At 53.9% G+C, this 12,721-nt stretch carries 10 protein-coding genes; 4 read left to right on the top strand and 6 right to left on the bottom strand.

Annotated elements, in window-relative coordinates; all coding sequences use genetic code 11:
* Nucleotides 1–297: 297 nt before the first annotated feature.
* From ACO0LG_RS08075 to ACO0LG_RS08060, 4 genes are read right to left on the bottom strand one after another with little or no spacing between them, the layout of a single operon-like run.
* Nucleotides 298–939, bottom strand: a complete 642-nt coding sequence (locus tag ACO0LG_RS08075) for an ABC-type transport auxiliary lipoprotein family protein (protein WP_423025096.1) — start codon at nucleotides 937–939, stop codon at nucleotides 298–300.
* Nucleotides 936–1,880, bottom strand: coding sequence for an MlaD family protein (locus ACO0LG_RS08070; protein ID WP_423025094.1), 945 nt, complete (start codon nucleotides 1,878–1,880; stop codon nucleotides 936–938). Before ACO0LG_RS08070 ends, ACO0LG_RS08075 begins: the two co-directional genes overlap by 4 nt.
* Nucleotides 1,865–2,854: an ABC transporter ATP-binding protein gene (locus tag ACO0LG_RS08065; protein WP_423025092.1), complete on the bottom strand. Its 990-nt coding sequence runs from the start codon at nucleotides 2,852–2,854 to the stop codon at nucleotides 1,865–1,867. The genes ACO0LG_RS08070 and ACO0LG_RS08065 overlap by 16 nt, the downstream gene beginning before the upstream one ends.
* Nucleotides 2,854–4,047, bottom strand: coding sequence for an MlaE family ABC transporter permease (locus tag ACO0LG_RS08060; RefSeq protein WP_423025090.1), 1,194 nt, complete (start codon nucleotides 4,045–4,047; stop codon nucleotides 2,854–2,856). The genes ACO0LG_RS08065 and ACO0LG_RS08060 overlap by 1 nt, the downstream gene beginning before the upstream one ends.
* A 493-nt stretch (nucleotides 4,048–4,540) precedes the next feature.
* Between ACO0LG_RS08060 and ACO0LG_RS08055 the strand changes: the two genes are divergently transcribed.
* On the top strand, nucleotides 4,541–4,687 hold the full coding sequence (locus ACO0LG_RS08055) for a lmo0937 family membrane protein (protein WP_162043001.1): 147 nt from the start codon (nucleotides 4,541–4,543) through the stop codon (nucleotides 4,685–4,687).
* Nucleotides 4,688–4,740: 53 nt separating this feature from the next.
* Nucleotides 4,741–5,610, top strand: a complete 870-nt coding sequence (locus ACO0LG_RS08050; protein WP_423025573.1) for a YihY/virulence factor BrkB family protein — start codon at nucleotides 4,741–4,743, stop codon at nucleotides 5,608–5,610.
* Between the two features lie 41 nt (nucleotides 5,611–5,651).
* On the opposite strand, the gene ACO0LG_RS08045 is transcribed toward ACO0LG_RS08050, so the two are convergent.
* The gene (locus ACO0LG_RS08045) at nucleotides 5,652–6,986 is read right to left on the bottom strand and encodes a PQQ-dependent sugar dehydrogenase (protein ID WP_423025088.1); all 1,335 of its coding nucleotides are present in this window, start codon (nucleotides 6,984–6,986) and stop codon (nucleotides 5,652–5,654) included.
* A 435-nt stretch (nucleotides 6,987–7,421) separates the two neighbouring features.
* On the opposite strand from ACO0LG_RS08045, the gene ACO0LG_RS08040 reads away from it, so the two are divergent.
* Nucleotides 7,422–8,087: a hypothetical protein gene (locus tag ACO0LG_RS08040; protein ID WP_423025086.1), complete on the top strand. Its 666-nt coding sequence runs from the start codon at nucleotides 7,422–7,424 to the stop codon at nucleotides 8,085–8,087.
* 252 nt (nucleotides 8,088–8,339) lie between these two features.
* A complete protein-coding gene (locus ACO0LG_RS08035) occupies nucleotides 8,340–11,825 on the top strand; it encodes an EAL domain-containing protein (RefSeq protein WP_423025084.1) in 3,486 nt (1,161 codons plus the stop codon).
* A gap of 44 nt (nucleotides 11,826–11,869) precedes the next feature.
* Here the strand turns inward: ACO0LG_RS08035 and ACO0LG_RS08030 are convergent, their stop codons facing one another.
* Nucleotides 11,870–12,694 (bottom strand): M50 family metallopeptidase, encoded by an 825-nt coding sequence (locus tag ACO0LG_RS08030; RefSeq protein ID WP_423025082.1) that lies wholly within the window; start codon nucleotides 12,692–12,694, stop codon nucleotides 11,870–11,872.
* Nucleotides 12,695–12,721 lie beyond the last annotated feature (27 nt).

The raw sequence follows: 12,721 nt of genomic DNA, 5'->3' as shown, positions 1-12,721 counted from the left end.
CAAAAGCAGCGAGAACTCATTTCATCAACAGGGATGAGTGCGAATCAGTCGATTTGGGATGCAGTGCAAGGCGTGGCTTTGCCTAATGCTCATGCCTTCGCAAAGGACGCAACGCAGCAATGCGCCCAAATCGTCAGTTCCCGAAGGGTTTATCTCATAACATGTGCCAGACAGCATGGAATTTATTGTTGATAGTGTCACTTTGATAGTGCCACTATTAACGGCCGAATCCGCATTGCCAATCCGTGTTATGAGGCAAACGCGCCTCATTCCTATTGATGAAATGAGTTGTATGTATCAAGGCTGCTTTTTTCCTGTCTGCGCTGCCAGCGTAATCTGTTCTACACAAAATACCCGCAATTGCTGCAAGACCTGGGCTACTGCCTGGTTGCTGGCGAGCACACCGCCATAAGCATCTTCACTTGCCGCGTCAATGCTGATACTGAATTCACGCCAGGCAATGACCTGCTGACTCTGGCGGTCTGACAAATGGGCGCGCAGCTTGAGCTGGATGTGGCTGGGTTTGCTGCTGAAGTCCTGTTGCAGGCTCAACAGCTCCAGGTCCAGACGGTAAGTTGTCAGCGTCGCATTAGGGGCCTGCAAGACTGCCTTGAACATGCCGCTCGATTCCAGCGCTGTTGCGACCAGGGGCATGAGCATCGCAGCGGGTGGTTTTTGCCACTGGCTTTGCTGGAATTCTTCTACCTGATACGGCTGGCGTGAGTAAAGCATGCGGCTGGTATCAAAGCCGGCAGCCGCACGGATATTGCCGACCAGGATACTGGTCGTGACACTGGCGGGTGCAACTGAGCTGCCAGGTGCGCTTGCCTCAAGCCGGTAGACTGCAACAGGTGGCACATTGGCAGGCTGCAGGGCCGAACAGGCAGTCAGGGCGAGCGCCAGGACTGGTACGAGGCTGCTTGCGGGTAAGTGTTTCATGGTGTAGCTCCTTTGGATTCGCCCGGACCTGCCGGTGGTGCTTGCCGCCCTCTGATCAGGCTGCTGGGATTATGTTCTGTCTGCTCTATGAGACGAGTCATGGAGGCAGACAGCGTCGTCAGTTCTGCCATCAACCTTTGCAGGTCTGGCAGGGTATCGCTGCTCAACTGCCGTACGCCGCCACCAAGTTCATCTGCGGCTTTTCTGGTGCTGTCGCTGGCCTGGCCAGCCTTGTCGGCCATGCTGGCAACGGCATCGGCACTCTTGCCTAAGCGCTGGAACAGGCCATCGATTTTGGCACTGGCCTGAGCGGTGTTGGCGGTGGTGACAGCAGCATTGCTGATGGCCATGCGCATGGCATTTTTTTGCGAAGCCAGGGCATCCATGACGGCTGAGGTGTCATGCAGGATTTTGCCAAAGGCGGCACGGTTTTCATCGTTCAGGACTGCATTGACATTGGCGGCTGTACGGTCAAGATTGGCCAGTACTGCACTCAGGACATTTTCCAGCCTGGCACTCAGGGATGGTTTGGTTGGTATCTGCGGATAAGTCTGGCCTTCCCTGGCCTGCAGCAACGGCGCTGTTGGTGAGCCGCCGCTTAATTCTACATAGGCAATGCCAGTCAGGCCCTGGGTTTTGAGCACGGCCAGGGTATCGGTCTTGATAGGAGTACCTGCGATGATGGAGAAAACCAGTTGCACCTGTTGTGGATTGCCAGGGTCAAGATTGATATTGCGCACCTTGCCGACATTCACGCCCTGGTACTTGACCGGTGCATCCAGGTTCAGGCCTGCCACCGATTCGCTGACGACGGACTGATACAAAATGGTTTGCTGGCGCTTGCCCAGACCGACTGAGAGCCACAGCACGGCAGCGATCAGCAAAGCGCCGAGAGCCAGGACAAAAGCACCGACGGCGGCGTAATTTACTTTGGTTTCCATGGATTTTCCTGTGTATGCTGATGTTGACTCAGTTGTTGACTCAGTTGTTGACTCAGTTGTTGACTCAGTTGTTGACTCACTTGTTGACTCATTTGGTGATTTTCTTGTTGAACTCGTCGCTGAGTTGCTTCATTCTTGACATCCTCTTTATGGCCTGATTTCTGCTCCGCCTGTTGTTTCGCTTGCTGCTGTGCGGCACGGCCGCGTGCACCATCAAAATAATCGCGTATAACGGGGTGCTGCAGTTGCGATAATTCTTCCATGCTGCCTACCGCCAGAACCTTGCCCTCCCCCAGTACGGCGACTCTGTGCGTGACTTGCCATAGCAAATCCAGGTCGTGGGTAATCATGACGATGGTGGGTTGGTACAGTTCATGCAAATGACGCAGCAGACTATCGAGCCCACCGGCACTGGCCGGGTCCAGCCCGGCGGTAGGTTCATCAAGGAACAAGAGTTCCGGGTCCAGCGCCAGCGCCCTGGCCAATGCCGCCCGCTTCAGCATGCCACCGCTTAATTCAGACGGATAAAGGCCCGCAGCTTCAGGCTTGAGACCACTCAGCGCCAGTTTCAGCGCGGCGATATCGTTGATGCTCTTGTCGTCGAGTTCACTATGTTCACGCAAAGGCAGACCTATGTTTTCTGCGACAGTCAGGGTGCCGAACAAACCACCTTTTTGAAACATCACGCCGCAGCGCTGCCGTAAAGAGCTGGCCTGCTCATCGCTGACACCGGCTAGATCCAGGCCCAGTACTTTGACCGTGCCCGAATCAGGTTTATGCAGCAAAATCATTTCACGCAGCAAAGTTGATTTACCTGATCCGCTACCGCCAACGATAGCGAAAATCTCGCCGCGTCGTATCTGCAGGTCCAGGCCTTGATGCACGATCTTGTCGCCAAAGCGGGTGCATACTTGCTGCATGTCTATGGCGTATTCATACTCTTGCGCCGGGTTGGTGGGCTGGTCTGCGCTCATTAAAGTCCCAGCAAATTAAAGATGACCGAGAACACCGCGTCCAGCACGATGACAATAAAAATCGCCTGCACCACACTACGGGTAGTCTGGCGCCCAACGCTGTCGGCATTGCCTTTGGTACGGAACCCCTGGTAGCAGCCGATGACGACGATGACCATTGCAAACACCACCGATTTTCCTATACCGATGAGCAGGGTCTTGAGCGGAATTTCCGTAGCAAAACGATCGACAAATTCATGCATGCCCACATCAAGCTGGCTGGCCGCCATCAGCATGCCGCCGGTGATGCCGATAAGATCAGCAAACAGGGTCAACAAAGGCAAGGCCAGCATCAGTGCCATCAGTTTGGGCAGGACCAGCAATTCCATGGGTTTGATGCCCAGGGTTTGCAGGGCATCGATTTCTTCTGTCACGACCATGGTGCCTATTTGTGCTGCATAGGCAGAACCAGAACGCCCGGCGATGATGATGGCAGTGATCAGCGGCGCAAATTCACGCAACATGGCGTAGCCCAGCAATTCTACGACAAAGATATTGGCGCCATAATGCTTGAGCTGGTCAGCTCCCTGGTAGGCAATGACTATGCCCAGTAAAAAAGAAGTGACTCCGACGATGGGCAAGGCCTCAAAACCCGCAAGCTGGATATTGTGCAGGATGGCGCGGCCGCGCCAGCGCCGCGGGTGCATTAGCACGACCAGCAGGCTGACAGCAGTTTCACCGATGAAGGCGAGCAAGGCCAGATTATCCTTGACTACCTCCACCGTGGCCTTGCCGATTTTCTCCAGCCCGCCCGGAGCTTTAATGACAGGGCTGGCATCCTGTGGCAGTGCTCCTAATCCGTCCAGCATTTGCTGGTATTGTGCGGGCCAGCCTTGCATGCTGATCTGCACACCGCTGTCGCGCAATTTTTTCAGGCGCGATTGCAAGACCCAGGCGGTAATGCTGTCTATCTTTTGTATTTGTTCGCCGTGCAGCTCTACGCTATCGGGATGTCGCATGAGCAGGCCATCGAGCTGGCGCATGACATTGCCGAGCTGGCAGACTGTCCAGGTGCCAGAAAATTGCAGCACACCTGGCGCAGTTTGCAGGATGCGTGCTGGCAAACGGGCAGTATTGTTGGCAGCCTCGCGGTTGATGACTTTACTTGTCACCTCAGTGGCAGGCTGTAAGGGACTGGTAGGAGCAGCAGGCATGATGGATTCTTTTTATTTGCACATGCCCAACAGATTGCCGTTTTGCAGAGACTTAATCTGTGCGCTGGCGTACTCAGCAACTGAGCAGAAACAGAGCAAACAAGCACTTACCCAAAACCACTCCAGCGACGCACTACAGTATTTGCATGAATATTGGCATTGATGCGCCTACCTTGTGGGCCACCGTTTGTGCTGGAGTGGTCTTGCGTAAATGCTCTTTTTTTCGTTGCGCTTTTTGATCAGACTTCATCAGTAAGATTTAACTGACATGATCATTGCCATTTTCCTCGCATGCGTCCGTGCGCTGGCGAACAGACGCTCATGTGGCCGTGCATCACGATGCAGGTGTGCTTCAGGCAAAAAATAATGAGCAAATTGTTGAGTGGCAGGACAATCAAAATAGCTTCGATACAATTTATTTATCTGTCTGGATGCAGCATTCTTAAACCCTGTGCATGCGCTTCAGACTTGTGCACTATTAAAGGAAAAAATCATGCTTTATACTATCGCTGTTATTTTACTGATCATGTGGCTGCTTGGCATGGTGTCGGCTTACACCATCGGTGGCTTTATTCATATCCTGCTGGTCATCGCTATCGTCATGATACTGGTTCGCGTGATACGCGGCGAACGACTCTGAAGCCTTTGTTTTCCACACTCGGGTCGCTGCTGAAACGTGGCATCTCCCTGCCAATGTTGTTGCCGGAGATCGGCCGTATTCTGCGACGGACCCTGAGTGAATGGCTACATCACCGCGCCGCCAGCAAAGGCGCGGCACTGGCTTTCTATACCCTGTTTTCGATGGCACCTATCCTGGTGCTGGTGCTTGCAATTGCCGGTTTCTTTTATGGCCAGCAAGCGGCGCAGGGACAATTATTTCATCAGTTGCAAAGCCTGGTCGGGCGTACCAGTGCTGAGGCTATTCAGGCCATGTTGGCCGGTGCACGCAATGAGGCCGAAGGGCGGCTGGCAACCCTGATCGCCAGTGGGTTGCTGCTGGTCGGTGCCACCAGTGTCTTTGCTGAACTCAAGGAAAGCCTTGATGAAATCTGGCAAGTGCCACGTAAAACTGATAGCAGCATCTGGAATTTGCTGCGTACCCGCCTGCTCTCATTTGGCCTGGTGCTGGTACTGGCATTTCTGATGCTGGTGTCACTGGTCATCAATGCCGTACTGGCGGCGCTTGAGCATTACTGGAGCGGTAGCCAGATTGCTATTTCCCTCGTCTTCCTGCCCTTGTCTGCGATGACCAGCTTTGCCGCCATCGCCAGCCTGTTTGCGGTCATCTTCAAGATGCTGCCACAAGTGCGACTGTCCTGGAATGATGTCTGGGTGGGCGCGCTAGGCACAGCAGGCCTGTTCCATGCAGGTAAATATGCGATAGGCCTGTACATAGGTAATAGCGGTGTTGCCAACAGCTTTGGTGCAGCCGGATCAATGATCGCGATTTTGTTGTGGGTATATTACTCGGCCCAGATTTTCCTGTTAGGTGCAGAATTCACCCGCCAGTATGCGTATTCACTGGGCAGCTTGCAGGATCAAAAGCAAACTGCCGCGGCGTAATAGCATTCTCTAACTACCATGCTGTAAGCCTGGCACCTGACTTATCTTGCAGTTACTCTCCAGATGATATTGCCGACATCATCTGCCACGAGCACTGCACCCGCAGTATCCACCGCGACACCGACAGGGCGGCCTTTGGCTTTGCCATCGGCAGTCAGGAAACCTGTCAGCACATCCTGCGGCATGCCAGTCGGCTTGCCATTTGCGAATGGTACAAAGATGACCTTATAGCCGCTATGCGGTTGGCGGTTCCAGGAGCCATGCTGGCCGATGAAGGCGCCACCTGCATAGCGCTCTGGCAGCATTTTTGCGCTATAGAATGTCAAACCCAGTGATGCCGTATGCGCACCCAGGGCATAGTCAGGGGCGATGGCTTTGGCAACCAGATCTGGCCTTGGCGGCTTCATGCGCACATCCACATGCTGGCCAAAGTAACTGTAGGGCCAGCCGTAGAACGCGCCATCGGTAACTGAAGTCATATAGTCGGGCACGAGGTCATTGCCGAGTTCATCCCTTTCATTGACCGCGGCCCACAAAGCCCCGCTTTGCGGTTGCCAGGCCAGGCCATTGGCATTGCGCAAGCCGCTAGCAAATACACGCATGCGACCAGTGGCGATATCAATCTCATGAATGGCAGCACGGTCTTTTTCTTTATCAATGCCATTTTCACCAACATTGCTGTTCGAGCCTACCGAGACATACAGGCGCAAGCCATCGGGGCTGGCAACCAGGTCCTTGGTCCAGTGGTGATTGATTTTCCCGGCGGGCAGATCGACCAGCTTGACGCCGGGTGCCGTAATCTGAGTTTGATCGCGCTGGTAGGGATAACGCATGATGGCATCAGTATTGGCGACATACAGGTACTCACCCACCAGCGCCATACCAAACGGCGAATGGAGTCCTTCTAAAAATACGGTGCGAGTCGTTGCCTTGCCCTGGCTGTCGAAACCTCGCAAGAGGGTAATTCGGTCGGCACTTTTTACATTCGCCCCGGCAGATCCCTTTACCAGTGACTCCACCCAATTCTTGATACGTTTGATACCGCCTACCGCATCATGCACTGCAGGCGCATTGCTTTCAGCCACCAGCACATCGCCATTTGGCAAGACATGCAGCATGCGCGGGTGATCAAGCCCATCTGCGTAAGCAGAAACAGCGAGACCATCTGCAGCGACAGGTTTCTCCCCTTCTGCCCATCCTATGGCTTTGGCGATGTTCACGGTAGGCAGCAGTTTTTTCTTCTCTGGATCGGGCAAAGTGGGCTGGCTGCCAAAACCTGGCGCGTCTGCTGCAACCACAGTCGCCAGCGCGCAGGTTTGCATGCTTAAAAAAACGCAAGTACGGATGAGGTATGAGTGCTGACGGTGGTGCTTCATGGAATGCTCCTGAACAGAAAACTGTAGTTCGACTATGTCCAACTGTGCTCAACTATGAGCAACAGGGAAACACTGATCTGCCTTGCATGTCTGTTCGCCATCCCACATTGATGGTACGAAAAAAAGCGCCTATTGTGTAATCACAAGACAAAGCGAGCCAGCCATGGCCGGACCAGGGGAATGTTGATCATCTCTCATTAAAGTATAAAAGAAATAACAAATTACCTTTTAGTCATGGAAATTGCATCAAAGTTGACCAGAATCACAGCTAAATCCCGCCACTATTTGGCTTCCGACATATTTGCTTACAAATGCACATAAAGTGTCACTCAATTAATATTGTTAAACAATGTAAACTTGATAGTATTGCTGCTGGTAAATAGATTTAGAAATGGCGAGCTAGCCAGAAGCTAGGGTTTGACCATTTTTTTGCAAATGAACACAGCATTTCTACACGTAGTAAAAGACCCGGACCTGGCCAGAGACTTGAGCCGGATTGCGGATGATTTTGACATACTGGGGTTTTTCCATCACTTTGGCAGCTCCTGTTTTGGCATGTCAGCCATGCTGGCACAGATACTCACCGCTAAAGGTTATCAGGCTAAAGTGCAGGGCTGTTACGGCGAGATCAGGCAGGGTAATGACGTTTTCTACTTAGGCTATCAGGGCTTTGCCCATCAGGGACAAAAAGAAGGCCATGCGGTTTGCCTGGTAGAAGACAAATACCTCATCGATTTTGGCCTGGGCTCACTCAAAAAGCACTATGCTGCCGACTTCAAGCCTGCACTGGCCAGCCCGCTCCACAGTAATGCAGACGGGACCGGGGTAATTGCCCACCTGCCACTGGGCGATGGCAGTGATATGGTCTGGCGCACCGACTGGATTTCACCCATGGTAGAGACTGAACTGCTGTCGCAGGCCGCGACCGTGCAAAGGGTTCTGGCGGTATTTGATGACTTTCAAAGAAACCGTGTTGCCCATCTGGTCAAAAAACTGTTTATCGATAAAGATGCGTCTCCGGCAGACCATGAATTGCTGGTCATGCGCCATCCCCATGGAGAAGTCATCAACCCACTGACACCACAGCAACGTGTCGCCTGAAATGCTGTAAACTTCCCTTTGGATTGCCGTCTGGATTTCCTGCTGAATTGCCGGTGCAACTCAGCACTGACGCAGCACTTACTAAGCACTGGTCAAGCCATGCAGAGATGGTTAAGATCAATACAAGTCACCTCTCATCAAATCAAATCTTGCCGCAAGTCACCTTTTGAAAAGGATATAGTGACCGCTTCATGTTAAATTATTGATCTCAAACGGTTTTTCATTCCAGACCCTGCCCTGTGGGAAAGCAAGATGACAGAAACGCGTGAAGACTTACCAGCACCGGCGCAAGCAGCGCCTGCGAGGTCTATACGCAGTTATTTGCTGATGCTGGTACTGGCCATCTCCCTGCCACTACTGTTTGTGATGGCTTTTGGCATTTACTACGATTTCCAGCAATCGACCAATTTCACCAAGACCACCCTCAAGACCATGACCAGTGTCATGATCAAGAATACCCATAACAAACTGGACCAGGCGCACAAGATCATGACGGGGGTTGCCAGCCTGCCGCTGGTGAAGCAATTGCAGTTACAGGATTGCCGTGAAAAAATGACCAGCCTGGCCAGCCTCGACCCTGCGTATGCACGCCTGGCCATCGTGGACCTGCAGGGCACTATCCTGTGCAGCGCCCAAGACATCCCCGCTACCGTGGTCAAGGACATGGTCAACGTTGCCGAGTTTGCAGAAACCGTCAAGACCGGGCACCTGACTATCTCGGCACCGCACCGGGTACAGGCATCGGCGCCCTTGAGCACGATCATGAGCCTGCCTGTGCATAATCAGGGAGGCCAGATCATCGCGGTGGTGGTCTTGTCGCTGGATGTGAATTTCTATGATCCCGGCATTCCTGCCGAGTTCTTGCCAGAAGCCAGTCGTTTTGGTTTTTTCAGAGATGATGGCATCATGGTCTGGCGCAACCAGGACCCGGACCAGGTCATAGGCACCCGCCCGGATGCAGAAGCCGCCAGGCGCATCGTCGCCACCAGGAAAGGTGAATTTGAAAGCCAGGCAGTGGATGGTGTGACGCGCTTCTTCTCTGTCATGCCCATGCCAGAATATGGCATGATCGCCTTTGTCGGCGTACCGGCAGACACGATATTCGCACAGGCCCGGACGCGTGCTGCCGAGGCCATCCTGCTGGCCGTGGTGATGATCAGCCTGCTATTGGCAGTCGCGCGTGCCTTTGGGCAGCGCATCACCAAACCCATGACAGCACTGGAAAGAGTTGCCCGTGCGGTGCAACGCGGCAACCTCAGTGCCAGGGCCAGCCTGACAGGGCCGGGTGAGTTGCAGGCTGTGGCAAATGAGTTCAACCGCATGCTCGCGGCACAACAGCATAGCGATGAATTGTTCCGCGCCTTTCTCGACAATAGCGCCATTGTCGCCTGGATCAAGGACGAAGAAGGTCGCTACCAGTTTGTCAGCGATAATTTCTTGCGGCGCTTCTCATTCCAGACCAGCCAGGTCATAGGCAAGACTGATCACGATATTTTACCGCCACAGATTGCCGACAGTTATCGCACCAGTGATCTTACCCTGCTGGCCAGTGGCGAACAGGATGAAGCCATCTGGCCGTCAGATAATTCTGATGAAAGCGTCAACTGGTGGCTGGTCAACAAATTTGTGTTTACCGGCTCGGACGGCAAACGCCAGCTTGGCGGACTGGCTGTGGATATCACCGAGCGCAAGCGCATGACCGACCTCGACGAGTTGATACTGCAAACCGCCATGGATGCGTTCTGGCTGGTTGACAAGAAAGGCAACCTGCAAGCCGTCAATGAAACTGCCTGCAGCATGATGGGCTACAGCCGTGAAGAAATGCTGAAACTGAACGTAGATGATGTCGATGTACTCGATGAATATGAAGGCAAGCTGGTGCATGATAGGCTCGATAGCGTACGCCGCGCCGGAGCACAGCAATTCGAGGCCAGGCACAGGTGCAAGGATGGTCATATCATCGATGTAGAAGTCTCGGTGCGTTACCTGCCCGGCCAGGAATTGTTCCCCGCCTTTGTACGCGATATCACGGCACGCAAGCAGGCAGAGCAAAGCCTGCACCTGGCTGCCACCGTGTTTGAGTCGCATGAAGGGATGTTCGTCACGAGTGCCAACAAGATCATCCAGCAAGTTAACCGCGCCTTTACCGAGATCACTGGCTACAGCCGTGAAGACGCAATAGGGCAAAGCCCCAAAATTCTGAACTCTGGCCGCCACGACCAGGATTTTTTTGCCGATATGGATATACATCTGGGCATGAGTGGTTCCTGGCAAGGCGAGATATGGAACCGCCACAAGGATGGCCATATCAGCCCGCAATGGCTGGCCATTACCGCCGTGTATGGCCGCAATAATGAATTGTTGCATTATGTCGGCACCCTGGTTGATATCTCCATGCGTAAGGCAGCGGAAGATGAAATCAAGACCCTGGCCTTCTATGATCCACTGACCCGCCTGCCCAACCGCCGCCTGCTGACAGACCGCCTGCAACAAGCCCTGCTGGCCTGCGCCCGCAGCGACCGCAAGGGCGCGCTGATGTATATTGACCTCGACAATTTCAAAACACTCAATGATACCCAGGGCCACTACAAGGGCGACCTGTTGTTGCAGCAGGTATCAGAACGCCTGACCAGTGGCGTGCGCGAAGGCGATACAGTTGCACGCATAGGCGGCGACGAGTTTGTGCTCTTGCTGGAAAACCTCAGCGAATCTTCCCATGAAGCAGCCAGCCAGATAGAGATGGTAGGCAAGAAGATACTTGCCGCACTGAACCAGCCGTATGACCTCGAAGGCTATGAATGCCATAGCACGCCCAGCATAGGCGCGACCTTGATTGCCGACCACGAGAATGGTTATGAGGAGTTGATGAAGCAGGCTGACCTCGCCATGTATGCAGCCAAGACCGCGGGCCGCAATACCCTGCGTTTTTTTGACCCTGCCATGCAGGCCGTGGTCAGCTCACGCGCGCAGATGGAAAAAGAATTGCGCGATGCTTTGCGCGAGCAGCAATTACGTCTGTTTTACCAGCCTCAGGTTGGCCGCGATGGTGAACTGCTAGGGGCAGAAGCCCTGGTACGCTGGCAACACCCGCAACGCGGCATGATCTCGCCCGCCGAGTTTATTCCGCTGGCAGAAACCACCGGCCTGATCCTGCCGCTAGGCCAATGGGTATTGCGTACTGCCTGCCAGCAATTACTGAACTGGTCTGGCAACGCAGCGAGCGCACAACTGACCATTGCCGTGAATGTCAGCGCCCGCCAGTTCAGGCAGCTTGATATCGTCGAACAGATCCTGGGCATATTGCATGAAACCGGCGCCAATCCAGAATTGCTGAAGCTGGAACTCACAGAAAGCCTGCTGGTCGATGACGTAGAAGAAACCATCATCAAGATGCAGCAACTGAAAGCCGCAGGCCTGTGCTTCTCTCTTGACGATTTTGGCACTGGCTATTCTTCCCTGACTTACCTGAAACGGCTGCCGCTGGATCAGCTCAAGATAGACCAGTCCTTCGTGCGCGATGTCCTGACTGACCCCAATGATGCCGCCATCGCCAGGACCATCGTCGCTTTAAGCCAGAGCATGGGCCTGTCCGTCATTGCCGAAGGGGTGGAAAGCGCCGAACAGAGAGATTACCTCGCCAGCCAGGGTTGCTTTGCCTACCAGGGCTATCACTTTGGCAAACCTGTCCCTATTGGGGACTTCACCACGGCCCATCTCGATCAGCCCGGGCTGCGCTGATCCTGCAGTAGTTGCACGCAACCCAGACAGTGTGGCTGCCCCTGCTAAGCCGGCTTACGTAATGCCCGCCCGACTCCCAGACCCAGCAAAGCAAAATTCAGTACGGCGATCAAGGCAGCAAAAAATACAAACACCAGCCAGGGCAAGCCCTGCACACTGAAGGGTGAAAACAGTGCAGCAAATTCCCGCGCATCTGAATACATACCATTGCGCAGGGCTTCATACTGGAAAATATAACTCGTGTCACTGAAGGCCGAGTAACACATGACAATGCCTAGACATTGCAAGACCAGCCGCTGCCAGGCGTCTGGGGCGCGCATCAGCATGACCGTCATCAGTATCAGGCTGATGGGTAAAATCAGACCCAGCAAATGCGTGGCATGCCATTGCGCCAGTATGAGATAAGTGCTGCTGCTCATGAAGACCGGCTTGATCATGTAATAAGCACCGCAAACAAAGAAGAGCAGCAAAATCAAATACGCCATCCGTAACTTCCTGGCCCGGGTCGAGACCATCAGCAAGATGCTGCCAGACACCGCTGGACCCAATAAACCGCCCAGCAAGACCAGGCTTTGCCAGCCACCGCTGGTAATGGCCGCACCGCCATCGCCATCCATCTGGAACCAGTAAAACGAGCCACCACTGAGCAGGCTGGCCAGCCCATGCCCCATCTCATGCACGAATACCCCCAGATAGCGCAGCGGCGCTGTCAGCCAGTACAGTAAATACGCCTGGGCAGGCAATAGCAAGGGCAAGACTATCCACAACAGGAAAAACACCGCCATCAACGACAGCAACATGCGCCTGTGCCCCAAGCCACGATTGCTGGCAACTTGTCGAGTGTTATACGGCGTCTGCTCGGCTGCCATGGATATTCCTGATGAAAAATATTAGCA

Origin of the sequence: Undibacterium sp. Ji42W (assembly GCF_049340405.1) — a bacterium.
In the GTDB taxonomy this organism is placed as follows: domain Bacteria; phylum Pseudomonadota; class Gammaproteobacteria; order Burkholderiales; family Burkholderiaceae_D; genus Undibacterium.
Note: the sequence above shows the minus strand (reverse complement) of the source record. Positions and strands in the feature narration are given on the sequence as shown.

Bases quoted from the DNA above. Each gene is read 5' to 3' on its own strand.
- ACO0LG_RS08060 (WP_423025090.1), bottom strand. From the start codon at position 4,047: ATGCCTGCTGCTCCTACCAGTCCCTTACAGCCTGCCACTGAGGTGACA.
- ACO0LG_RS08040 (WP_423025086.1), top strand. From the start codon at position 7,422: ATGAACACAGCATTTCTACACGTAGTAAAAGACCCGGACCTGGCCAGA.
- ACO0LG_RS08050 (WP_423025573.1), top strand. From the start codon at position 4,741: ATGTTGTTGCCGGAGATCGGCCGTATTCTGCGACGGACCCTGAGTGAA.
- ACO0LG_RS08075 (WP_423025096.1), bottom strand. From the start codon at position 939: ATGAAACACTTACCCGCAAGCAGCCTCGTACCAGTCCTGGCGCTCGCC.
- ACO0LG_RS08045 (WP_423025088.1), bottom strand. From the start codon at position 6,986: ATGAAGCACCACCGTCAGCACTCATACCTCATCCGTACTTGCGTTTTT.
- ACO0LG_RS08055 (WP_162043001.1), top strand. From the start codon at position 4,541: ATGCTTTATACTATCGCTGTTATTTTACTGATCATGTGGCTGCTTGGC.
- ACO0LG_RS08065 (WP_423025092.1), bottom strand. From the start codon at position 2,854: ATGAGCGCAGACCAGCCCACCAACCCGGCGCAAGAGTATGAATACGCC.
- ACO0LG_RS08070 (WP_423025094.1), bottom strand. From the start codon at position 1,880: ATGGAAACCAAAGTAAATTACGCCGCCGTCGGTGCTTTTGTCCTGGCT.
- ACO0LG_RS08035 (WP_423025084.1), top strand. From the start codon at position 8,340: ATGACAGAAACGCGTGAAGACTTACCAGCACCGGCGCAAGCAGCGCCT.
- ACO0LG_RS08030 (WP_423025082.1), bottom strand. From the start codon at position 12,694: ATGGCAGCCGAGCAGACGCCGTATAACACTCGACAAGTTGCCAGCAAT.